General features: G+C 64.9%; 23 protein-coding genes. 20 read left to right on the forward strand and 3 right to left on the reverse strand.

The window, feature by feature from the left end; all coding sequences use genetic code 11:
• Window positions 1-60: 60 nt before the first annotated feature.
• Both XI09_RS40785 and XI09_RS40790 read right to left on the reverse strand, forming a co-directional pair.
• Complete coding sequence (locus XI09_RS40785) at window positions 61-834, reverse strand: Crp/Fnr family transcriptional regulator (RefSeq protein ID WP_271571956.1); 774 nt, start codon at window positions 832-834, stop codon at window positions 61-63.
• Window positions 835-1,195: 361 nt separating this feature from the next.
• Window positions 1,196-1,492 carry a gamma-butyrobetaine hydroxylase-like domain-containing protein gene (locus tag XI09_RS40790; RefSeq protein WP_271572164.1) on the reverse strand — a complete coding sequence of 99 codons (297 nt, stop codon included), beginning with the start codon at window positions 1,490-1,492 and terminating at the stop codon, window positions 1,196-1,198.
• A 216-nt stretch (window positions 1,493-1,708) separates the two neighbouring features.
• Here XI09_RS40790 and XI09_RS40795 point away from each other — a divergent pair, with 216 nt between their 5' ends.
• The 16 genes from XI09_RS40795 to mmsB all read left to right on the forward strand — a co-directional run bounded on the left by XI09_RS40795 (window position 1,709) and on the right by mmsB (window position 19,590).
• Window positions 1,709-2,482, forward strand: coding sequence for a ferredoxin--NADP reductase (locus tag XI09_RS40795; protein ID WP_271571957.1), 774 nt, complete (start codon window positions 1,709-1,711; stop codon window positions 2,480-2,482).
• Window positions 2,483-2,584: 102 nt separating this feature from the next.
• Window positions 2,585-4,327: a fumarate reductase/succinate dehydrogenase flavoprotein subunit gene (locus XI09_RS40800; protein ID WP_271571958.1), complete on the forward strand. Its 1,743-nt coding sequence runs from the start codon at window positions 2,585-2,587 to the stop codon at window positions 4,325-4,327.
• 31 nt (window positions 4,328-4,358) lie between these two features.
• Window positions 4,359-4,592 carry a 4Fe-4S dicluster domain-containing protein gene (locus XI09_RS40805; RefSeq protein ID WP_011085981.1) on the forward strand — a complete coding sequence of 78 codons (234 nt, stop codon included), beginning with the start codon at window positions 4,359-4,361 and terminating at the stop codon, window positions 4,590-4,592.
• Between the two features lie 2 nt (window positions 4,593-4,594).
• Window positions 4,595-5,572, forward strand: a complete 978-nt coding sequence (locus tag XI09_RS40810; RefSeq protein WP_271571959.1) for a HEAT repeat domain-containing protein — start codon at window positions 4,595-4,597, stop codon at window positions 5,570-5,572.
• A gap of 112 nt (window positions 5,573-5,684) precedes the next feature.
• Window positions 5,685-6,857 carry a fumarylacetoacetate hydrolase family protein gene (locus XI09_RS40815; RefSeq protein WP_271571960.1) on the forward strand — a complete coding sequence of 391 codons (1,173 nt, stop codon included), beginning with the start codon at window positions 5,685-5,687 and terminating at the stop codon, window positions 6,855-6,857.
• 385 nt (window positions 6,858-7,242) lie between these two features.
• Window positions 7,243-8,208 carry a galactofuranose ABC transporter, galactofuranose-binding protein YtfQ gene (gene ytfQ / locus XI09_RS40820; RefSeq protein WP_271571961.1) on the forward strand — a complete coding sequence of 322 codons (966 nt, stop codon included), beginning with the start codon at window positions 7,243-7,245 and terminating at the stop codon, window positions 8,206-8,208.
• 117 nt (window positions 8,209-8,325) lie between these two features.
• Window positions 8,326-9,870 (forward strand): sugar ABC transporter ATP-binding protein, encoded by a 1,545-nt coding sequence (locus XI09_RS40825; protein ID WP_271571962.1) that lies wholly within the window; start codon window positions 8,326-8,328, stop codon window positions 9,868-9,870.
• Window positions 9,867-10,859, forward strand: coding sequence for an ABC transporter permease (locus XI09_RS40830; RefSeq protein ID WP_271571963.1), 993 nt, complete (start codon window positions 9,867-9,869; stop codon window positions 10,857-10,859). Before XI09_RS40825 ends, XI09_RS40830 begins: the two co-directional genes overlap by 4 nt.
• On the forward strand, window positions 10,856-11,836 hold the full coding sequence (gene yjfF, locus XI09_RS40835) for a galactofuranose ABC transporter, permease protein YjfF (RefSeq protein WP_011085987.1): 981 nt from the start codon (window positions 10,856-10,858) through the stop codon (window positions 11,834-11,836). The genes XI09_RS40830 and yjfF overlap by 4 nt, the downstream gene beginning before the upstream one ends.
• The gene (locus XI09_RS40840) at window positions 11,833-12,603 is read left to right on the forward strand and encodes a FadR/GntR family transcriptional regulator (RefSeq protein WP_271571964.1); all 771 of its coding nucleotides are present in this window, start codon (window positions 11,833-11,835) and stop codon (window positions 12,601-12,603) included. Before yjfF ends, XI09_RS40840 begins: the two co-directional genes overlap by 4 nt.
• Window positions 12,604-12,605: 2 nt before the next feature.
• The gene (locus XI09_RS40845) at window positions 12,606-13,532 is read left to right on the forward strand and encodes a Gfo/Idh/MocA family protein (protein ID WP_271572165.1); all 927 of its coding nucleotides are present in this window, start codon (window positions 12,606-12,608) and stop codon (window positions 13,530-13,532) included.
• A gap of 2 nt (window positions 13,533-13,534) precedes the next feature.
• On the forward strand, window positions 13,535-14,611 hold the full coding sequence (locus XI09_RS40850; RefSeq protein ID WP_271571965.1) for an aldose epimerase family protein: 1,077 nt from the start codon (window positions 13,535-13,537) through the stop codon (window positions 14,609-14,611).
• On the forward strand, window positions 14,611-15,489 hold the full coding sequence (locus XI09_RS40855) for an SMP-30/gluconolactonase/LRE family protein (RefSeq protein ID WP_271572166.1): 879 nt from the start codon (window positions 14,611-14,613) through the stop codon (window positions 15,487-15,489). The genes XI09_RS40850 and XI09_RS40855 overlap by 1 nt, the downstream gene beginning before the upstream one ends.
• A 72-nt stretch (window positions 15,490-15,561) precedes the next feature.
• Entirely contained in the window at window positions 15,562-16,635 is a 1,074-nt protein-coding gene (gene chvE / locus XI09_RS40860; RefSeq protein ID WP_271571966.1) for a multiple monosaccharide ABC transporter substrate-binding protein, read from the forward strand.
• Between the two features lie 190 nt (window positions 16,636-16,825).
• Window positions 16,826-18,403 (forward strand): multiple monosaccharide ABC transporter ATP-binding protein, encoded by a 1,578-nt coding sequence (gene mmsA / locus XI09_RS40865; RefSeq protein WP_271571967.1) that lies wholly within the window; start codon window positions 16,826-16,828, stop codon window positions 18,401-18,403.
• Window positions 18,400-19,590 (forward strand): multiple monosaccharide ABC transporter permease, encoded by a 1,191-nt coding sequence (gene mmsB, locus XI09_RS40870; RefSeq protein WP_271571968.1) that lies wholly within the window; start codon window positions 18,400-18,402, stop codon window positions 19,588-19,590. Before mmsA ends, mmsB begins: the two co-directional genes overlap by 4 nt.
• Before the next feature lie 155 nt (window positions 19,591-19,745).
• Here mmsB and XI09_RS40875 read toward each other — a convergent pair whose 3' ends face one another.
• Window positions 19,746-19,901 carry a hypothetical protein gene (locus tag XI09_RS40875; RefSeq protein ID WP_085965373.1) on the reverse strand — a complete coding sequence of 52 codons (156 nt, stop codon included), beginning with the start codon at window positions 19,899-19,901 and terminating at the stop codon, window positions 19,746-19,748.
• Window positions 19,902-20,070: 169 nt separating this feature from the next.
• Here XI09_RS40875 and XI09_RS40880 point away from each other — a divergent pair, with 169 nt between their 5' ends.
• The 4 genes from XI09_RS40880 to XI09_RS40895 all read left to right on the forward strand — a co-directional run bounded on the left by XI09_RS40880 (window position 20,071) and on the right by XI09_RS40895 (window position 22,856).
• Window positions 20,071-20,646, forward strand: a complete 576-nt coding sequence (locus tag XI09_RS40880; protein WP_271571969.1) for a cytochrome c oxidase subunit 3 family protein — start codon at window positions 20,071-20,073, stop codon at window positions 20,644-20,646.
• Entirely contained in the window at window positions 20,646-20,909 is a 264-nt protein-coding gene (locus XI09_RS40885) for a cytochrome C oxidase subunit IV family protein (protein ID WP_271571970.1), read from the forward strand. The genes XI09_RS40880 and XI09_RS40885 overlap by 1 nt, the downstream gene beginning before the upstream one ends.
• Before the next feature lie 95 nt (window positions 20,910-21,004).
• On the forward strand, window positions 21,005-21,457 hold the full coding sequence (locus XI09_RS40890) for a c-type cytochrome (RefSeq protein ID WP_271571971.1): 453 nt from the start codon (window positions 21,005-21,007) through the stop codon (window positions 21,455-21,457).
• Between the two features lie 52 nt (window positions 21,458-21,509).
• Window positions 21,510-22,856, forward strand: coding sequence for a cbb3-type cytochrome c oxidase subunit I (locus XI09_RS40895; protein WP_271571972.1), 1,347 nt, complete (start codon window positions 21,510-21,512; stop codon window positions 22,854-22,856).
• The last annotated feature ends 17 nt before the right edge of the window (window positions 22,857-22,873 follow it).

The raw sequence follows: 22,873 nt of genomic DNA on the forward strand, positions 1-22,873 counted from the left end.
TTGGGCAGTCCTGCACTATAAAGCCGCTTGCCTGTGCAGCGGCCCTGGCCGCGGGCTCCCTTAATCGGACGCCTGGCCGCGCATCTCTTCCAGGACGTCGGTGCGGCACACCACGATCTGCGAGCGTTTGGTCACGACGATTCCCTTCTCCTGCATGCGCTTGAGGCTGATCGTGACCCATTGCCGGGTGGCGCCGACCATGTGGGCGATGTCGGCATGGGTGAAGGCGGCCGCAATCACGGTGCCGTCGGCGTCCGCGACGCCGTAGAGCTCGACGAGATGCAGCAGGAGATGCGCAAGGCGCTGCGTGATCGAGCGCGTTCCCAGCATCTGCGCCAGCGCGGAATAGCATTTGCCCTTGAAGGTGAGGCCTTCGATCAGGCCGATCGCGAGGTTCGGGATCTCTGCGGCAAGGGACCGCAGTTCCTTTCCGGGCAGGTGCACCACGCTGCAATTGCTGGATGCGACGCCGGACCATTGATGCACGGTGCCTTCGAAGACTTCGGGCCCACCGACGAAATTGCCGACATGCCAATAGGCCAGCGTGATCTCGCGTCCGAGCGGGGACGTGTAGAACACGCGAATGCGGCCGCTTTCGATCAGCCAGATGCCGTCATGCTTGCCGCCCTGGCTGAACAGCGTCTGGCCGCGGTTGAGCACTTTTCGCCGGCCCTGCTTCAGCACAAGCTCCCGCTCGCGCGGTGAGAGCTTGTCCATCAGCGGCGGCGGTCCGCCGATCCATTGCTGGTTCTCGGTGAGCAGCAGCGAGGAGCTTCCGGCGGGCCGGACTGCCGGGGGAACAGCCCCGCGAACCACATTGGCCGCCTGCAACATCACCTGCCTCCGGAACGTTCGAGTCGTTCTAAAGAGGAGCAATGTCCGTGCCAGATTCGCTCCGCTGTCATCGCCCGGCTTGACCGGGCGATCCAGTATTCCAGAGACGTCAACGAGTTATCGAGAGGCCGCGGCGTACTGGATTCCCCGCCTTCGCGGGGAATGACAGCGGCGTTTGTGGCTTGGCTAGTGTGCTTCACCAACACCGTCGTCCTGGACAAGCGAGCGGAGCGAGCGCTGATCCAGGACCCATTACCACACGCCTCCGTGGTGGCACGCAGCTATGGCCAGAGCCGACTTTTGCAACCAGCTCTTCGGGTAATGGGTCCTGGCTTTCGCCAGGACGACACCGAGGATGTTTCTACCGCCCCGCCAAGCTCAGCAGATACGGCTTCGGGTAAATCCCCCGGTTATGTCCATCCGAAAACGAGATGTTCAGGCCATAGCCGAGATCGCCGATCTCGGTGATTGCGATGCCCGGAAACGCTTCGGGGAAGCGGCCGTCGAAGCGGGCGCGGGTGCAGTGGGCGCATTTGCAGGAGAGGCGAAGCTGCTCGGCCGGCAGGCTGAGCGCATCGTCCTGCGTGGTGCGGACGAGGAGCGCGGCAAGATCGGCGCTGGCTTCATAGTTGGCTACGGTCGGTGCCACCAAAGTCATGGTCATGACGAACCTCCGAATCCTCTCTACGTCGTTGTGACGCCACTGCGATAGCAACTAATTGCCAGCGCGAGCGCGCCCGCCTGACCTTCGCTGCCTCCTCTTCAGTCACCGCCCGCGAAATGTGAAACTAATCGACCGGGAATTTCACTTACGAATTGCCGGACTCTGCTCTCTCCGAAACCTTGTGCGCCGTCGATGGCCAAGGAGAAACGGATGAGCGCATTTCAGAAGGAAACGGTTCTGTCGGTCAGGCATTGGACCGACAGCCTGTTCAGCTTCACCGCGACGCGCGATCCCGGCTTCCGCTTCCAGAACGGCCAGTTCGCCATGATCGGGCTGGAGGTCGAAGGCAAGCCGTTGATGCGGGCCTACAGCATGGCCAGCGCCAATCACGAGGAGGCGCTCGAGTTCTTCTCGATCAAGGTGCAGGACGGGCCGCTGACCTCGCGTCTCCAGAAGATCCGGGAAGGCGATATCATCCTGGTCGGCCGCAAGGCGACCGGCACGCTGATCACCGGCAACCTCATTCCGGGAAAGCGACTGCTGCTGCTCTCGACCGGCACGGGACTCGCGCCCTTCGCCAGCCTGATCAAGGACCCCAACGTCTACGAGAATTACGAGACCATCGTGCTCGCCCATGGCTGCCGTCAGGTCTCCGAGCTCGCCTATGGCGAGCACCTCGTCGAAGGCCTGCGCAACCACGAATTCTTCGGTCCCTTGATCCGCGACAAGCTCGTCTACTACCCGACCGTGACCCGCGAGCCGTTCCGGAACCGCGGCCGCATCACCGATCTGATCGCCTCAAACCAGCTGTTCGACGATATCGGGCTGTCCGGCCTCGATATCGAGACGGACCGCATCATGCTGTGCGGCAGCCCGGCGATGCTGGAGGAACTCCACGAAATGTTCTCCGCGCGCGGCTTTGTCGAGGGCAATCACAGCCAACCCGGCCATTTCGTGATCGAAAAGGCCTTTGTCGAGCGCTGACGCGCAAATCGCATCCCGGCGACAACTAATTGCTATCGCCGGACAGCCCCCTGAACAAATCTGATGCAAAGGCGCCGGCTATCGGCGAACCAGGAGCAAGCGATGGCACTAGATCAGATCGTCGACGGACTTTCGGAGGTTTCCTGCGATGTCTTGGTCATCGGCGGCGGCACGGCCGGTCCGATGGCGGCGCTGAAGGCGAAGCTGAAGAACCCGAAGGCCAACGTCGTCCTGCTCGAGAAGGCCAACGTCAAGCGCTCCGGCGCGATCTCGATGGGCATGGACGGGCTCAACAACGCGGTCATCCCCGGTTACGCGACGCCCGAGCAGTACACCAAGGAAATCACCATCGCCAATGACGGCATCGTCGACCAGAAGGCGGTCTATAAATACGCGCAGAACTGCTACAAAATCATCGAAGAGCTCGACAGTTTCGGCATCCGCTTCCTGAAGAACGAGAACGGCGACTACGCCGTCAAGAAGGTGCATCACATCGGCACCTATGTTCTGCCGATGCCGAACGGCGAGACCGTCAAGAAGGCGCTGTACCGTCAGCTCCGCCGCGCCCGCATCCTGATCTCCAACCGATACATGGCGACGCGGCTCTTGAAATCCGCCGATGGCCGTATTGCCGGTGCGATCAGCGTCAATACCCGCACCGCCGAAATGCTGGTGATCAAGGCCAAGGCGGTGATCCTGTGCATGGGCGCCGCCGGCCGCCTCGGCCTGCCGACTTCCGGCTACATGTTCGGCACCTATGAGAATGCCGCCAATTCTGGCGACGGCTATTCCATGGCCTATCACGCCGGCGCGGCGCTCGCGAACCTCGAATGCTACCAGATCAATCCGCTGATCAAGGACTATAACGGCCCGGCCTGCGCCTATGTCGCCGGTCCCTTCGGCGCCTTCACCGCGAACAACGAGGGATCGCGCTTCATCGAATGCGACTACTGGTCCGGCCAGATGATGCTGGAGTTCTACAACGAACTTCTGTCCGGCAAGGGTCCGGTGTTCCTCCAGCTCAAGCATCTTCACCCCGACACCATCTCGGAGATCGAATCCACGCTGCACAAGGTCGAGCGTCCCACGCGCGGCCTGTTCCAGCAGGGACGCGGCGTCGACTACCGCAGCGAATCGATCGAGATGCACATCTCCGAGATCGGCTTCTGCTCCGGCCACAGCGCCTCCGGCGTGTTTGTCGACGACAATGCCCGCACCACCGTGCCCGGCCTCTATGCCGCAGGCGACATGGCGAGCGTGCCGCATAATTACATGCTCGGCGCCTTCACCAACGGCTCGGTCGCCGGCATCGATGCGATGGAGTTCGCCGACAGCCACGACTTTGCGGAATTCGATGCCGCCGATGTTGCGCTGGAACGGGATCGCGTGATGGCGCCGACCAAACGCGAGGACGGCATTCCGCCGAACCAGGTCGAGTACAAGACCCGCCGTCTCGTCAACGACTATCTCCAGCCGCCGAAAGTCACGCGCAAATACGAGCTCGGCATGCGCCGCCTCGCCGAGGCGCGGGAGGACATGCAGGAGCGCATGATCGCCCGCAACGCGCATGAACTGCTGCGCGCCCTCGAGGTGCAGTCGATCATGGACTGCGCCGACATGGCGGTGCATGCCTCGCTCTACCGCGAGGAGAGCCGCTGGGGCCTCTACCACTGGCGCACGGATTTCCCGGAGAAGGACAACGAGAACTGGTTCTGCCACACGCTGCTGAGCAAGCGGGATGGCAAGATGACCAGCGAGAAGCGCGCCGTGGAGCCTTACGTCGTGCCGATCGCCGACGACGAGAAGGACCTCTACGACAAGCAGCGCATCCGCGCCTCCGCCTGATCCACCAGAACATAGCAACAGGAGACATCCCATGCCTCTCGCTTCCTATCAGACATCGGTTCCGGTGGTCGTCGACGACGCCAAGTGCATTGCGGACAAGGGCTGCACCGTCTGCGTCGACGTCTGCCCGCTCGACGTGCTGCGCATCAGCGAGATGACCAACAAGGCCTACATGGCCTATGACGAGTGCTGGTACTGCATGCCCTGCGAGGCTGATTGCCCGACCGGCGCCGTCACCGTCAACATTCCCTATCTGTTGAGGTGATCATGTCGAGCCCGTTCGAGTCCTACGACGACCTCGAAGACGCCGACGAGCGGCTGCAAGCCGCCGATCCCGCCGAGCGCCGCGTCGCCATCATCGCGCTCGGTCATTCCGGCGATCCTGCGGCCGTTGCGCATCTCGCCAACATGGTCGCAGATCCCGATGCCGGCGTGCGCCAGCAGGTGGCGATGGCGCTCGGCGAGTTCGACGGGCCGGAAGCGGCGAGCGCGCTGGTCAAGCTGCTGGTCGATCCTGAGAGAATTGTCGCATCGGCTGCCGCCGACAGCATGGCCGAGTTCAAGGATCCGGCCTGTGCCGAGATCATCCTGCCGCTGGTCAAGCACGCCCACGCCTTCGTCCGCATGGGCGCGCTGCGCGCGCTGAAGGAGCTGCGCTGCAAGGACACGCTGAAGCCGGCGCTGGAAGCCCTCCAGGATGCGGATGCCGCCGTGCGCGTGCAGGCGATCGGCGTGATCGGCTTCCTCAAGCTGGAGGAATCCATCCCCGCGCTGACTGCGCTGATCAACGATCCCGATGCCCATGTGCGCCGCGCCGCGGTCAGCGCGCTGGCGTTCTCGCAGATGAAGCCGGCGGCGGAGACGATCACGCGTGCGCTGAAGGATGCGGACTGGATGGTGCGCGAGATGGCGGCGGAGACGCTGGGCCTCAACGTCAACGGTTCGCTCGCGGCCGACCAACTCATCGCCTGCCTTGCCGACGAATTCTGGCAGGTGCGGCTGAAGACGATCCGCAGCCTCGGCAGGATGAAGATCGAGCGCGCGGTGCGCCCGATCGGCAATTGCATCAATCACGACCAGGCCAATTTGCGGAAGGAAGCGGCCGCCGCGCTCGGCGAGATCGCCCATCCCGACGGCGAGGCGTTCCTGGCCGTCATCGCCGACGATGCCGATCCCGATGTGCGCAAGAACGCACGCTGGGCGCTCCAGCAGATCGCGGCCCGCAAGGCGCGGGCGGGAGCATAGCGGCCCTTCGCTGCCGGTCTGGACTTCCCCTGCCAGACGTTTATTGGTCTTCGCCAATGGGATCGGCCGCCGTGAACGCGGCTGGTCCTTAGAAACAGCGAGGACGCCGGCCATGACGACATTGACTGTCAAAGACCTTCTCCCCGAGGATGGCACGCGGGGAACGCTCGTCGGCCGCGTCTGGCTGCCGCAGGTCAATGGTCCGGCCGTCGTCGCCGTGCGCAGCGATGGCGTTTTTGATGTCACCGGGAAGTTTCCGACCGTCAGCGCACTCTGCGAGGAGGACAATCCGGCCAAGGCGCTTGCCGCGACCAGGGGCGAACGCATCGGCGATCTCGACGCCATCGTGGCCAATACGGCCCCCGATGGGCGCGACCCGAAAAAGCCGTGGCTGCTCGCGCCGGTCGATCTCCAGACCCTGAAGGCGGCCGGTGTGACCTTTGCCATCTCGATGCTGGAACGCGTGATCGAGGAGCGGGCCAAGGGCAATCCGGCCTCGGCCGATGCGATCCGGAAAGAGGTGACGCGGCTGATCGGTGACGATCTGTCAAAGCTCAAGCCGGGCTCGGACCAGGCGATGCATCTGAAGCAGGTGCTGATCGACCAGAACGCCTGGAGCCAGTATCTCGAGGTCGGCATTGGCCCCGATGCGGAGGTCTTCACCAAGGCGCCGACCCTGTCCTCGGTCGGCACCGGCATGGATGCGGGCCTGCATCCGAAGTCGACCTGGAACAACCCCGAGCCGGAGCTCGTGCTGTTCGTCTCGAGCCGCGGCAAGATCGTCGGCGGTTCGCTCGGCAACGACGTCAATTTGCGCGACTTCGAGGGCCGTTCGGCGCTCTTGCTCTCGAAGGCCAAGGACAACAACGCGTCCTGCGCGATCGGCCCGCTGCTGCGCCTGTTCGACGAGAGTTTTTCGCTCGACGACGCGCGCAAGCTCGACATCAGCCTGAACGTGAAGGGGACGGACGGTTTCGTCCTCGACGGCCATTCCTCGATCAGCAAGATCAGCCGCGATCCGACCGACCTCGTCGAACAGACCATCGGCAAGGTCCATCAATATCCCGACGGCTTCGTGCTGTTCCTCGGCACCATGTTTGCGCCGGTCAAGGATCGCGATGCGCCGGGGCAGGGGTTCACCCACAAGCGCGACGACATCGTCACGATCGCCGCGCCCCAGCTCGGCAAGCTCGTCAACCGCATGCGCACCAGCGACGAGTGCGAGCCCTGGACCTTCGGCTTCAGTGCGCTGATGAAGAACCTCGCGCAGCGGAAGCTGATCTAGCGCTGGTCCGACCTCAGCTCGCGCCCGCGAATTTGTAGCAGGTCGTCATGCCCGGGCTTGTCCCGGGCATCCACGTTCCTGGTCCCGCGGGTGAGGCGTGGATGGCCGGGACAGGCCCGGCCATGACGGTGCGGCTGCAGCCGACCCCGCATCATTTCCTTCATCTCCTCGTTGCATCGCTGGAACAAAATCGCGCTGGGCGTGTCATAGAGCCACCCATCCCGCCAACGTGTGGCTTCCTCCAAATAGTCAAATAATATGACTAGTCGGAACCCATCTTCTGTGAAATAGTGCCTTCCGCCGCCCGCAAAGGGCGGTCTGTGGGTGCCATGCTACCAATCGGCGCCCGAGATAAACACAAGATCACTCTTGGGAGACACGCCTGATGACCCCTAAAGCCCTCTTTGCGGCCACCGCCACGGCCGCGTTGTTGTTCGCGCTGCCGGCGAGTGCCGCCGAGCTCACCATCGGCTTCTCGCAGATCGGATCGGAATCCGGCTGGCGCGCGGCCGAGACCTCGGTCTCCAAGCAGGAGGCCACCAAGCGCAAGGTCAATCTCAAGATCGCCGACGCGCAGCAGAAGCAGGAGAACCAGATCAAGGCGATCCGCTCCTTCATCGCGCAGAACGTCGATGCGATCTTCCTCGCGCCCGTCGTCTCGACCGGCTGGGACTCGGTGCTGAAGGAAGCCAAGGAGGCCAAGATCCCGGTCGTGCTGCTCGACCGCGACATCGATCCCTCCGGCAAGGAGCTCTATCTCACCGCCGTCACGTCGGACAGTGTGCACGAAGGCGAGGTCGCCGGCGACTGGCTGGCCAAGACCGTCGGCAACAAGGCCTGCAGCATCGTGGAATTGCAGGGCACGGTCGGCGCGAGCGTCGCCGCCAATCGCAAGAAGGGCTTTGACACCGCCATCGCCAAGCATGCGAACCTGAAGGTGGTGCGCAGCCAGACCGGCGACTTCACCCGCGCCAAGGGCAAGGAGGTGATGGAGAGCTTCATCAAGGCTGAAGGCGGCGGCAAGTCGATCTGCGCGGTCTACGCGCATAACGACGACATGATGGTCGGTGCGATCCAGGCGATGAAGGAAGCCGGCCTCAAGCCCGGCAAGGAGATCCTCACCGTCTCGATCGACGCGGTCCCCGATATCTTCAAGGCCATGGCCGCCGGCGAAGCCAATGCCACGGTCGAGCTGACGCCGAACATGGCGGGCCCCGCACTCGATGCCATCGCGGCCTTCAAGGACAACGGCACCGTTCCGCCGAAGTGGATCCAGACCGAGTCCAAGCTCTATACCGCAGCCGACGATCCGCAGAAGATCTACGACAGCAAGAAGGGCCTCGGTTATTGAGGCGGGTGCCGCGCCGGGCCGCTCCCCGTGGTCCGGCGCCCCCCTTCGAAACCGCTGCGCGAACGAATAGGCTGGGTGTCCGCGTCATCAGCGGGCACCGGTGGGAGTGACGTTGCTATGGAGAACAGCCCCGATCCTGCTTCGCCCCTTCTGGAGGTGCGCGGGATCAGCAAGAGCTTCGGTGCTGTGCGCGCGTTGCAGGAGGTCGACTTCACGCTTCGCGCCGGCGAGATCCATGCGCTGCTCGGGGAGAACGGCGCCGGCAAGTCCACGCTGATCAAGGTCGTCACCGGCGTATTCCCGCGCGATGCCGGCATCGTCCGGCTCGGCGGCGAGGAGGTCGCGCCGCGCTCGGCCAAGGCCGCGCTTCAGGCCGGCATCGCCACCGTCTACCAGGAGGTCAATCTGCTGCCGAACCTCTCGGTGGCGCAGAACCTGTTTCTCGACCGCCAGCCGATGCGCTTCGGCATCGTGCGCGACGGCGAGATGCGCCGCCGCGCCAAGACGCTGCTCGCCGACTTCGGTCTCGACATCGACGTATCAGCGCCGCTCGGCAACTATTCCGTCGCCGTGCAGCACGTCACCGCGATTGCGCGCGCCGTCGATCTGTCCGCGCGCGTGCTGATCCTGGACGAGCCGACCGCGAGCCTCGACCATCACGAGGTCGAGATCCTCTTCGGCATCATGCGCCAGCTCGCGGGGCGCGGCATCGGTATCGTCTTCGTCAGCCACTTCCTCGACCAGGTCTACGAGATCTCCGACCGTATCACCGTGCTGCGCAACGGCCGTCTGGTCGGTGAGCGCGAGACTGCGTCGCTGCCGCGGATCGAATTGATCCGCATGATGCTCGGCCGCGAGCTTGCGGAGACCACCAGCGCGCGGGCGGCGACGCGCGAGCATCAGGCGCGTGAGATCTGCGCGAGCTTCGAGAATTACGGCAAATCCGGCTATGTCGCGCCGTTCAATCTCGAGCTGCGTCATGGCGAGGTCGTCGGCCTCGCCGGCCTGCTCGGCTCGGGCCGCACCGAGACGGCGCGGCTGGTGTTTGGCGCCGAGCGCGCCGATCGCGGGCAGGCGAAGGTGGAAGGCGAGTCCGTGCGGCTGCACTCGCCGCGCGACGGCGTGCGCCACGGCTTTGGCTATTGCCCGGAGGAACGCAAGACCGACGGCATCGTCGCCGAGCTCAGCGTGCGCGAGAACATCGTGCTGGCGCTCCAGGCCAAGCGTGGGCTGCATCGCCCGCTGTCGCGCCGCGAGCAGGACGAGATCGCGCGCCGCTACGTCAAGATGCTGGACCTCCGTCCGCCCGATCCGGAACGCCCCGTGGGCCTGCTCTCCGGCGGCAATCAGCAAAAGGTCCTGCTGGCGCGCTGGCTCGCGACCTCGCCGCGGCTGCTGGTGCTGGACGAGCCGACCCGCGGCATCGACGTCGGCGCGCATGCTGAGATCATCCGCCTGATCCGCGAGCTCTGTGACGATGGGCTCTCGCTGCTCGTGATCTCCTCCGAGCTGGACGAGATCGTGACCTATTCGGATCGTGTCGTGGTGCTGCGCGACCGCGCCCATATCGAGGAGCTCGCGGGCGAGGCGATTGATGTCGGCAACATTCTCGCGGCCATCGCGGCCGACGGCGCCGCCATCGCGCATGAGGGGCGGGCATGACAGCGCTGTTGCCGCGCCGCGGCCTTGCCCAGATCCTTGCATTGATCGTCATCCTCGCGGTCGACCGCGTGGTGTCGCCGCAATTCTTCGACCTGCGCCTCCAGGACGGCCGTCTCTTCGGCAGCCTGATCGACGTGCTCAACCGCGGCACGCCGGTGGCGCTGCTCTCGCTCGGCATGGTGCTGGTGATCGCGACGCGCGGCATCGACCTCTCGGTCGGCGCAATCATGGCGATCTCGGGCGCAATTGCGGCCAGCCTCGCTGACAGCCACGGGCTTCCGGTCGTGCTGGCGGCCGCGCTCGGCGCCGGCCTCGTCTGCGGCTTGTGGAACGGATTTCTCGTCGCCGTGCTCGGCATGCAGCCGATCGTGGCGACGTTGATCCTGATGGTGGCGGGGCGGGGCATCGCCCAGCTCATCACCGAAGGGCGTATCGTGACGTTTTCCTCGCCCGACCTGGTCTGGCTCAGCAACGGCGCCATCCTCGGCCTGCCGGTGCCGGTCGCGATCGCCTTGGGCATGTTGATTCTCACCGGCGCGGTGGTGCGCGGCTCCGCCCTCGGGCTCCTGATCGAGGCGACCGGCGGCAATGCGCGGGCGAGCGAGCTTGCCGGCGTCGGCACGCGCGCGATGATCCTGTCGGTCTATGTCTGGTGCGGCGTCTGCGCCGCGCTGGCCGGCGTGATCGCCGCGGCCGACATCATGGGCGCGGATGCCAACAATGCCGGCCTCTGGCTCGAGCTCGACGCCATCCTGGCCGTGGTGATCGGCGGCACGTCACTGTTCGGCGGCCGCTTCAGTCTTGTGCTCGCGGTGCTGGGGGCGCTGATCATCCAGACCATGAACACCGGAATCCTGCTGTCAGGCTATCCGCCGGAATTCAACCTGCTGGTCAAGGCGGTGGTTGTGCTCGCTGTTCTGCTGCTGCAATCTCCGAAATTCTCGGGGCTTGCCGGTATCGCCGCGCGGCTGCGGAGGACGAAAGCATGAAAGGCCTGCCGCCCGTCCTTATCACGGCCATCGTGCTTGTCGCGGGCTTCGCGCTCTGCGCCATGCAATTCCCCAACATCGCCTCCACCCGCGTGGTCGGCAATCTCCTCACCGACAACGCCTTCCTCGGCATCGTCGCGACCGGGATGACCTTCGTCATCATCTCCGGCGGCATCGACCTGTCGGTCGGCTCGGTGATCGGCTTCACCACCGTCTTCGTCGCGCTGGCGATCGAGCGCTGGGGCGTGCCGCCGCTGGTCGCCTTCGTCGCCATCCTCGCGCTCTCGGCGGCGTTCGGCGCGGCGATGGGCGCGGTCATCCATGTCTTCGACCTGCCGCCGTTCATCGTGACGCTGGCGGGGATGTTCCTGGCCCGCGGCGCGAGCTTCCTGCTCTCCACGGAATCGGTGCCGATCACCGCGCCGGTCTATTCCACCGTGTCGGACTTCGCGCTGCGCATGCCCGGCGGCGGGCGGCTGACGGCGATCGCGATCATCATGCTCGTGATCGTGATAGGCGGCGCTTTGCTGCTGCATCTCACCCGGTTTGGCGCCAACGTCTATGCGCTCGGCGGCAGCCGGACGACCGCGAGCCTGATGGGCGTTGCCGTGGGCAAGATGACGGTGAAGATCTACATGCTGTCGAGCCTGCTCGCAGGAATCGCCGGGATCGTGTTCTCGTTCTACACCAGCGCCGGCTATTCGCTCTCCGCCGTCGGCGTCGAGCTCGACACCATCGCCGCCGTCGTCATCGGCGGCACGCTGCTCACGGGCGGGCAGGGCTCGGTGATCGGCACCTTCCTCGGCGTGCTGATCCAGGGCCTGATCCAGACCTACATCAATTTCGACGGGACGCTGTCGAGCTGGTGGACCAAGATTGCGACCGGCGTATTGCTGTTCGCTTTCATTGCCTTGCAGCAGGGGCTGGTCGCGCTCGCGCGCCGGCCCGTGGCCAAGAGCGCGGGAGCTGCCACATGACCTCGCGCATCGTCGTCATCCCGACGCGCCGGGCCCACTCCAACCACGCGGAAGTGGCCCGCTCGATCGGCGTCGACATCATCGCCGGCCGTTACGCGGAGGGGACACGCCTGCCGGGTGATGCCGAGATGATCGCGATGTTCGGCGTGTCGCGGCCGGTGCTGCGGGAGAGCGTGAAGACGCTGGTGGCCAAGGGCCTGCTCACCACCAAGGCGCGGGTCGGCACCGTCGTGCGCGAGCGCGCGGCCTGGAACATGTTCGACGCCGACGTGCTGGCCTGGCATCTCGACGCCGGCATCGACAAGCGTTTCCTCAACGACCTCGCCGAGATCCGTCTGGCGGTCGAGCCGCGCGCGGCCGAGCTCGCAGCGAAGCAGCGGTCCGAGGAGGACGTCGCCGAGCTCCGGCGCAGCATGGAGCGCATGCGCCGTGAAGCCTCCGACTCGGTGGGCTTTGCCGATGCCGACCTCGCGCTCCACGTTGCCGTGGCGCGGGCCTCCGGCAATCTGTTCATGCGCTCGATCGGGCACGTCATCGAGGCCGCTCTTCGCGCCTCCTTTCTGCTCAGCGCGCCGGTCGAGCCAGAGGACCGCGACACCGTGCTGCTCTGGCATCAGAAGATCGTCGACGCGATCGAGGCCGGCGATGCCGAGGCGGCATCGGAGGCCATGGTCTATGTCATTCACAACGGCATGCACCGCCACGAGGGTACGGTGATCGAGACCGGCCCGGCCGAGGCGCTGCCGTCAGAGGATACTGGAGAATGAGCGTGACCGACCTTCGCATCGCCATCGTCGGCTTCGGCAAGATCGCGCGCGACCAGCATGTCGGCGCGATCGCAGCGGTACCGGGCGCGACGCTCGCGGCCGTTGCCAGCCGCAATGCCTCGCTGCCGGAGCTGCCGCATTTTGCGACCATCGAGGAGCTGCTGGAGAAGGGCCCGGCGATCGACGCGGTCTCGCTCTGCACGCCGCCGCAGGTGCGGCGCGCCCAGGCCGCCACAGCGCTCGCCGCCGGCAAGCACGTCATGCTGGAGAAGCCGCCGGGCACCGGCGTTGCCGAGCTGGACCCGCTGATTGCCATGGCGGCCGATGCCAAGTGCACGCTGTTTGCGACCTGGCATTCGCGCCATGCGCCGGCGGTCGAGCCGGCCCGCGAATGGCTGGCGACACGCCGGATCAAGTCCGTGCACATCAACTGGAAGGAAGACGTCCGCGTCTGGCATCCCGGCCAGGCCTGGATCTGGGAGCCGGGCGGGCTCGGCGTGTTCGATCCCGGCATCAATGCGCTGTCGATCCTGACCCGCATCCTGCCGAAGCCGGTGTTCATCACCGCGGCGGACCTTGCCTTTCCCGCCAACTGCCAGGCGCCGATTGCCGCGAACCTGAACCTGACTGACATCAACGGCCTGCCCATCACCGCCGAATTCGATTTCCGCCAGACCGGGCCGCAGAGCTGGGATATCGTCGTGGAAACCGACCAGGGCCGGATGACCTTGTCCGGCGGCGGGCGTCGGATGGCTGTCGACGGCAAGGCCATTGCCGAGGCGCCCGATCAGGAATATTGCGAGCTGTACCGGCGCTTTGTCGCGCTTGCGGCGACCGGCGCAAGCGATGTCGATCTGGCGCCGCTGCGTCTCGTCGCCGACGCCTTTCTGCTCGGCAGGCGCACGATCGTCGAACCTTTTGTGGACTGAACATGGCTGGCTCGAAAATAACAAAAGACGTTTTCGGAAAGCTGCCGGACGGCCGCAATGTCGAGCGCATCGTGCTGCGCGGGGAGGGCGGCTTTGAGGCCCGCATCATCACCCATGGCGCGGTGATCCAGGCGCTGATCGCGCCGGACGCCAAAGGCGGCTACGACGATGTCGTGCTCGGCCATGACGCCTTGGCCGGCTATCTCGCCGAACGAAAATTCCTGGGCGCCACCGTCGGCCGCTATGCCAACCGTATCGCCAAGGGACAGTTCTCGCTCGATGGCGAGACGGTGCAGCTCCCCGTCAACAACGGTCCGAATGCGCTGCATGGCGGCCTCGACGGCTTCGACCGCAAGCTCTGGGAGATCGCCGGGATCGACGAGGGCGCCGAGCCCGCGGTGACGCTCACCTATACGAGCCCCCACGGCGAGGAGAATTATCCGGGCCGGCTCGATGTGCGCCTGACCTATCGCGTCACCGGCCCGGCCGAGCTGTCGCTGATGATGGAGGCGCGGACGGACCGGCCGACCATCGTCAATTTGACCAACCACAGCTTCTTCAATCTGGAAGGCGCGACATCAGGCACGCCCATCCTCGACCACAGGCTGACGGTCGCTGCCGAGCATTTCCTCGCGATCGATCCAACCGCAATTCCGTTGCCGGAGCCGCCGCGCGCGGTGGCCGGCACGCCGTTCGACTTCCGCAACCCGCATACCGTGGGCGAGCGCATCCGCGAAAATGATCAGCAATTGCAGAGCGGCAGGGGCTACGACCACACCTACTGCCTCGGCCGCGACGGCAAGCTCGCGCTCGCGGCACGGCTGGAAGCCCCGCGTTCGGGACGCATCATGGAGCTGCTCACCAATCAGCCCGGCATCCAGGTCTATTCCGGCAACTATCTCGACGGCACGATCTCGGGCAAGGGCGGCAAGCTGATCCGGCAATCGGACGCCATGTGCCTGGAGCCGCATATCTGGCCTGATGCGCCGAACCGGCCGGATTTTCCGAGCCCGCGTCTCGATCCCGGCGGAATCTACCGGCATCACACCGTCTATCGCTTTGCAGCGAGGGCGTCATGATGGAAGAAGTGCCGACCTCCGTTCTCTCCGCCGAGCAATGTCATCTCGGCGAAGGGCCGACCTATGATCTGATCACCGATACCGCCTGGTGGTTCGACATCCGCGAAGGACGCCTGTTCGAGGCGCATCTCGGCAGTGGCGCGATCCGCGTCCACGCGCTCGGCCGGATGGCGAGCGCGCTCGGACGCATCGATGCCGAGCGGCAGTTGATCGTCGCGGAGGATGGCCTCTACATCCGCAGTCTCGCCGACGGCGCGATGACGCTGTTCTGCCCGCTCGAAGCCGATAATCCCACGACGCGCTCCAATGATTGCCGCGTGCACCAGTCCGGCACGTTCTGGATCGGCACCATGGGGCGCAAGGCCGAGCCGAAGGCAGGGGCGATCTACGCACTCCATCGCGGCAAGATATCGACGCTGTTTCCCGGCATCAGCATTCCCAACTCGATCTGCTTCTCACCGGATGGCGCGACCGGCTACTTCACCGACACCCCGCGCGCCGTGCTCTATGCCGTCCCGCTCGATCCCGCGACCGGCCTGCCGCGCGGCGAGCCGGAGGTGCTGCTCCGCCACACCGGCATCGGCGGCCTCGACGGCTCGGTGTGCGACGCCGACGGACAGATCTGGAATGCGTGTTGGGGCGCAAGCCGCATCGACGTCTACAGCCCGCAGGGCGAGCGGCTGCGCTCACTGAGCGTGCCGGTCAAGCAGGCGAGTTGCCCGGCCTTCGTCGGCCCCGATCTGTCGCGCCTCCTCGTCACCTCGGCCTGGCAGGATATGGATGCGGCGGCGCGCGCCGCCGATCCGCAAGCCGGCTGCACCTTTCTGTTGGAGGCCTCCGCGCGTGGTCGTGCGGAGCCCGACGTCAAGCTCGCATAGGAGGACCCCCACGCATTCGACCGACGTTCGCGACGACCGAAGAAAACAGTCTGACACATAAGGGAGTGAAGCATGCTGAAACTGAAGACGACGTTCCTCGCGCTGGCGCTGGCCGGTGCTGCGACGATGGCCGCAGGCGTTCCCGCCTCCGCGCAGGACAAGGCGACCGTCGGCATCGCCATGCCGACCAAATCGTCGGCGCGCTGGATCGACGACGGCAACAACATGGTCAAGGTGCTGAAGGAGCGTGGCTACAACACCGACCTGCAATACGCCGAGGACGACATCCCGAACCAGCTCTCGCAGGTCGAGAACATGGTGACCAAGGGTGCGAAGGCGCTGGTGATCGCCGCGATCGACGGCACCACGCTGTCCGACGTGCTCAAGCAGGCCAAGGCCAAGGGCATCACGGTGATTGCCTATGACCGCCTGATCCGCGGCACGCCGAACGTCGATTATTATGCGACCTTCGACAATTTCCAGGTCGGCGTGCTCCAGGCGGAGTCGCTCGTGCAGGGCCTCGGCCTCAAGGACGGCAAGGGCCCCTTCAACATCGAGCTGTTCGGCGGCTCGCCGGACGACAACAACGCCTACTTCTTCTACAACGGCGCGATGAGCGTGCTGAAGCCGTATATCGACAGCGGCAAGCTCGTCGTCGTGTCCGGCCAGATGGGGATGGACAAGGTCGCGACCTTGCGCTGGGACGGCGCCACCGCGCAGGCCCGCATGGACAACCTGCTCAGCGCCTACTACGGCAACAAGAAGGTCAACGCCGTGCTGTCGCCCTATGACGGCCTGTCGATCGGCATCATCTCCTCGCTGAAGGGCGTGGGCTATGGCAGTGCCGACCAGAAGATGCCGATCATCAGCGGCCAGGACGCCGAGGTGCCCTCGATCAAGGCGATGCTGCGCGGCGATCAGTATTCGACCATCTTCAAGGACACCCGCGACCTCGCCAAGGTGACCGCCGACATGGTCGACGCCGCACTCGCCGGCAAGCAGGTCACGGTCAACGACACCAAGACCTACGAGAACGGCGCCAAGACCGTGCCGTCCTATCTGCTCAAGCCGGTCGTGGTCTACAAGGACAATTGGGAGAAGGTCCTGGTGGACAGCGGTTACTACAAGAAGGCGCAGTTCCAGTAAGACTCCGTCTTCTCTCTCTCCCCGCTTGCGGGGAGAGGGAGCTCTCTATGGGGGATGAAACGTATGTCCACGTACTCGTCATGCCCGGGCTTGTCCCGGGCATCCACGTCCTTCCTCGCAAGCGGTGGCACGTGGATGGCCGGGACAAGCCCGGCCATGACGACGTGGAAAAGTCCGGGAGAATGATCCGATGACCGCCATGCTGGAGATGCGCAACGTCAGCAAGAGCTTTGCCGGCGTTCAGGCGCTGCGCGACGTCAACTTCTCGGTTCACGCCGGGCAGATCCACGCGCTCGTCGGCGAGAACGGCGCCGGCAAGTCCACGCTGATGAAAGTGCTGAGCGGCGTCTATCCGCACGGCAGCTACGAGGGCACCATCATCTTCGAGGGTGAGGAACGCCGCTTCCGCGACATCAACGATTCCGAGGCGCTCGGCATCATCATCATTCATCAGGAACTCGCGCTGATCCCGCTGATGTCGATCGCGGAAAACATCTTCCTGTCGCATCCGCCCTCAAAGTTGGGGGTGATCGATCGCGACGAGGTGTACCGGCGCACCCGCGAGCTGCTGGCGCAGGTCGGCTTGAGGGAATCGCCGGATACGCTGATCACCGATCTCGGCGTCGGCAAGCAGCAACTGGTCGAGATCGCGAAGGCGCTGTCCAAGCGGGTGCGGATGCTGATCCTGGACGAGCCGACCGCGAGCCTGAACGAAGCCGACAGCGCCGCGCTGCTCGAACGCCTGATAATGTTCCGCGAGCAGGGCATCGGCTCGATCCTGATCTCGCACAAGCTCAACGAGGTCGCCAAGGTCGCCGACCACATCACCGTGCTGCGCGACGGCCGCACCGTCGACAGCATCGACTGCCGTGCCGAGCCGATCCAGGAAGACCGCATCATCCGCAGCATGGTCAACCGCGACCTCGCCCATCGTTTCCCTGAGCGCAGCGCGAAGATCGGCGAGCCTGTCCTCGCCGTCGAGAACTGGTCGGTCTATCACCCCATCCATCCCGAGCGGCAGGTGATCAAGAACGTCGATTTCGGCGTGAAGCGCGGCGAGGTCGTCGGCATCGCCGGGCTGATGGGCGCCGGCCGCACCGAGTTCGCCATGAGCCTGTTCGGCCGTTCCTGGGGCACCAATATCAGCGGCCGCATCCAGCTCGAAGGCCATGAGATCGCGCTGCCGAACGTCGCGGCCGCGATCGACGCCGGCCTTGCCTATGTCACCGAGGACCGCAAGCAGCTCGGGCTGATCCTGGCCGACGACGTCCGCAAGAACATCACGCTCGCCAGCCTCGATCAGGTCGCGCCGGGGCGGGTGATCGACGATATCGCCGAGCTGAAGGTCGCCAGCGACTATCGGAACCGGATGCGCATCCGCTGCTCCGACGTCTACCAGGAGACCGGCCAGCTCTCCGGCGGCAACCAGCAGAAGGTGGTGCTGTCGAAATGGCTGATGACCGATCCCAAGGTCTTGATCCTGGACGAGCCGACGCGGGGCATCGATGTCGGTGCCAAATACGAGATTTACTGTATCATCAACGAGCTTGCGGAAGCCGGCCGCGGCGTCGTGGTGATCTCCTCGGAGATGCCCGAGCTGCTCGGCATCTGCGACCGCATCTGCGTCATGAACGACGGCGCCTTCGTCGGGGAGTTCCCGGGCGCCGAGGCGACACAGGAAAAAATCATGCGCGCCATCATGCGCAACGAACGAAGCAATGGAAACGGCGTGCCTGAGGCCGCGGAGATGGGAGGATCGCAGCCATGACCGACAAGACGGTTTCGCTGCCCGAGGAGCGCCGGCACGGCAGCTTCATCAAGAACAATTTGCGCAATTACGGCATGCTGATGTCGCTGATCGCGATCATGCTGTTCTTCCAGGTCATGACCGGCGGCACGCTGCTCCAGCCGCTCAACCTCACCAATCTGGTGCTCCAGAACAGCTACATCGTCATCATGGCGCTCGGCATGCTGCTCGTCATCGTCACCGGCCATATCGACCTCTCGGTCGGCTCGGTCGCGGGCTTCGTCGGCGCGGTCGCCGCTTTGCTGATGGTGACATACAAGGTCGACTACACGCTCGCCTTCATCGCCTGCCTCGTGGTCGGGGCGGCCATCGGCGCGGCGCAGGGCTATTGGGTCGCCTATTTCAAGATCCCGTCCTTCATCGTCACGCTGGCCGGCATGCTCGTGTTCAAGGGGCTTGCGCTCGCGGTGTTGCAGGGCCAGTCGCTCGGTCCGTTCCCGCCGACCTTCCAGAAATTGTCGTCGGGCTTCATCCCCGAACTGCTGCCCGAAGCCGGCACGCTGCATCCGACCTCGATGCTGATCGGCGCCGTGCTGGCGCTGGGGCTGGTCTATGCCAGCGCCAAGAGCCGCGCGCGCGAACAGTCGCATGGAATCGAGCTCGAGCCTTACGCGTTCTTTCTGGGCAAGAGCATCGTGCTGGCCTGTGCGGTGCTCTACTTCACCTATCTGATCGCAATCTATCGGGGCCTGCCCAACGTGCTGGTGATCATGAGCGTACTGATCGCGCTTTATGGCTTCGTCACCCGTCGCACCGTGATCGGGCGTCATATCTACGCGGTCGGCGGCAACGCCAAGGCTGCAGGCCTGTCGGGCATCAAGACCGAGCGATTGACCTTCTTCACCTTCGTCAACATGGGCGTGCTCGCAGCCCTTGCCGGCCTCGTCTTCGCCGCGCGTCTCAACACCGCGACGCCGAAGGCAGGTCTGGGCTTCGAACTCGACGTCATCGCCGCATGCTTCATCGGCGGCGCCTCGGCCTATGGCGGAGTGGGGCGCGTCGGCGGTGCCGTGGTCGGCGCCATGATCATGGGCGTGATGAACAACGGCATGTCCATCCTCGGCATCGGCATCGACTATCAGCAGGTCATCAAGGGCCTGGTGCTGCTGGGGGCCGTGTGCATCGACGTGTATAATCAGCGGCGGTAGCAGCTTCTCGTGTCCTGGACGCATCGCGGCATATCATGCCGCGATGCCGAGCCGGGACCCAGCTTGCAGTCATGGGCCCCGGCTCTGCAACGCACCACGCCGCAAGGGCGGCGCGCTGCATTGCGTCCGGGGCACGAGACGTCATCCCCGACGGATTACTGCGTCGTGAACAGCACCGTCGCGATCGCGACGGAGAGGCTCACCGCCGAGACGGTCGCCACCGTCGACAGCACGCCCATGCGCCTGAGCGCGATGGCAAACGCGATGATGATGGGGGTCGCGGTCATCAGCCCGATTTGTGCATCGCTCATATCGTTGCTCGCCGCTCCCTGACATCCTGAGGCGGTTCCTACCGCGATCCGGGCGAGCGGACGTTGCGTCGGCGCAAACAAGCCCGCGCAATCCATCAGTTTGTCTGGCGACAAACTCGGCTCGGGGCAGGCGGGCTAAGTCTGTCCGGTGTCCTGATCCGGAAAGCAGATGTCGGCGACCGATTGCGAACAACAGGGAACCGGCTGGGGCATCCTCGAGGATCTCCCCGGCGATCCCATGATCTGGGTGCTGATCTTCAGCGAGCTTGCCGCGTTCGGCCTGTTCCTCGGCGCCTTCATCGTCGCCCGCGCCATTCATCCCGCCATGTTCGCGGCCGGACAGGCCACGCTCGATGCGCATCTCGCCGGGCTCAACACGATTGTCCTGGTGACCAGCGGCTGGGCCGCAGCCCGCGGGACCGCTGCCGCACGGGCACGACGCAAGCGGGCGGCGCGCGGCTGGCTGTTCGGTGCCATGACCCTTGGCGGCGCCTTCATCGCGATCAAGCTGTTCGAATATGCCGGCGAGATCGCCCAGGGAAACGGTCTGGAGACCAGCCCGTTCTTCACGCTGTACTTCCTTCTCACCGGCTTTCATCTCCTGCATGTCGGCCTCGGCATCGTGATCCTGGCCGTAGTTTCCCGGAGGGCGGAGGTGATCGGCGTCGAGACGGGAGCCGCCTTCTGGCACATGGTCGACCTGCTGTGGATCGTCATGTTTCCGATTCTGTATCTGGTGCGCTGATGCTTCCAGGCCGTCTCGACCTCACATGGATCGTGCTGATCGGCCTCGCGCTCGCGACCGTTCTGGTTCCATCCCTTGTGATGCGTCCGCTGCTCGGCAACGCCCTGCTGCTGACCTTCGCCGCGCTCAAGGGGCGCCGGATCGTGCTCGATTTCCTCGATCTTCGCGCTGCGCCGGCGCTCTGGCGCGGCCTCGTGAGCGCCTGGGTCGTCATCGTCCTGGTGTTTGCCTGGTCCGTGTCGGCCATCGTCGCCCTGATCTGACGCGCTCATTGCGCCCTGACAAAGAACCGGCCGCTCGAAGCGGCAATAAATCGCAGCATCGCACCTCGACAGGAATCAACCGGAAAGGATTGGCAATGGCTGAACGCCTGACCAAGTCGGCCGCTCGAAACGTCTTCTACGGCGGCTCGGCTTTTTTCTTCGCCATCTTCATAGGGCTGACGGCGCACAGCCACTACTACATGGCCACGACCTCGACCGACGCGACGACGCTGACCTCGTCGGTCGCCCGCGGCAAGCATGTTTGGGAGAAGAACTCCTGCATCAACTGCCACACGCTGCTGGGCGAGGGCGCCTATTTCGCCCCTGAGGTCGGCAATATCTGGGATCGCTGGGGCGGCAACGAGGATCCCGCCGCCGCGCGCGAGACGCTGAAGGCCTGGATGCAGTCGCAGCCCTCGGGCGCGCCCGGCCGGCGGCAGATGCCGCAGTTCAACCTGACCGACCAGGAGCTCAACGATCTCGCCGACTTCCTGCAATGGACCAGCACGATCAAGCGCCAGGAGTGGCCGCCGAACAAAGCCGGCTAAAGCGCCTGCCTCTTTCAAGTCCTTGCCTCTTTCAAGACAGAGAGAACCCGAGATGAAATATCAGACCCAGAAAGTCGCGATGCTGTATTTCTACGGCGCGCTGACGTTGTTCCTGGCCCAGGTCTTGTTCGGCCTGCTCGCCGGAACCATCTACGTCCTGCCCAACACCCTGTCGACCCTCCTGCCGTTCAACATCGTCAGGATGATCCACACCAACGCGCTGATCGTATGGTCGCTGATCGGCTTCATGGGCGCGACCTACTTCCTGCTCCCGGAAGAGACCGAGACCGAGCTGTACAGCCCGCTGCTGGCCAAGATCCAGTTCTGGATGTTTTTCGGCGCGGCCGGCGTCGCCGTCGTCGGCTATCTCTTCCACTACCACGAGGGCCGCGAGTTCCTCGAGCAGCCCTTCATCATCAAGGTCGGCATCGTCGTAGTCTGCCTGATGTTCCTGTTCAACGTGACCATGACGGCGCTGAAGGGCCGCAAGACCACGGTGACCAACATCCTTCTGTTCGGCCTGTGGGGCGTTGCGATCTTCTTCCTGTTCGCGTTCTACAACCCGGCGAACCTCGCCGTCGACAAGATGTACTGGTGGTATGTCGTCCACCTCTGGGTCGAGGGCGTCTGGGAGCTGATCATGGCCTCCGTGCTCGCCTATCTGATGATCAAGCTCAACGGCATCGACCGCGAGGTCGTGGAGAAGTGGCTCTACGTCATCATCGGCCTTGCGCTGTTCTCGGGCATCCTCGGTACCGGCCATCACTTCTACTGGATCGGCGCGCCCGGCTACTGGCAGTGGATCGGCTCGCTGTTCTCCACGCTCGAGGTCGCGCCGTTCTTCACCATGGTAATCTTCACGGTGCAGATGACCTGGAAGGCCGGCCGCAAGCATCCGAACCGCGCCGCGCTGCTGTGGTCGGTCGGCTGCTCGGTGATGGCGTTCCTTGGCGCCGGCGTCTGGGGCTTCCTGCACACATTGTCCTCGGTGAACTACTACACCCACGGCACCCAGGTCACCGCCGCGCACGGCCATCTCGCCTTTTTCGGTGCCTATGTGATGCTGAACCTGTCGGTGATGGCCTATGCGATCCCGCAGATCAGGGGACGCGCGCCCTACAACCAGTGGCTCAGCATGGCGAGCTTCTGGATCATGTGCACGGCGATGATGGTGATGACCTTCGCCCTGACCTTCGCCGGCGTGGTCCAGGTCCATCTCCAGCGCGTGCTCGGCCAGGGCTACATGGACGTGCAGGACCAGCTCGCGATGTTCTACTGGGTCCGGCTCGGCTCCGGCGTGTTCGTCGCGATCTCCGCGCTGATGTTCGTCTGGGCCGTGCTGGTGCCCGGCCGCGCCAGGCAGCCGGTCATCCCCGGCGCGCTGCAGCCGGCCGAATGAGCGTGACGGCGGCCGCG

Source organism: Bradyrhizobium sp. CCBAU 11386 (assembly GCF_028128955.1).
GTDB lineage: Bacteria > Pseudomonadota > Alphaproteobacteria > Rhizobiales > Xanthobacteraceae > Bradyrhizobium.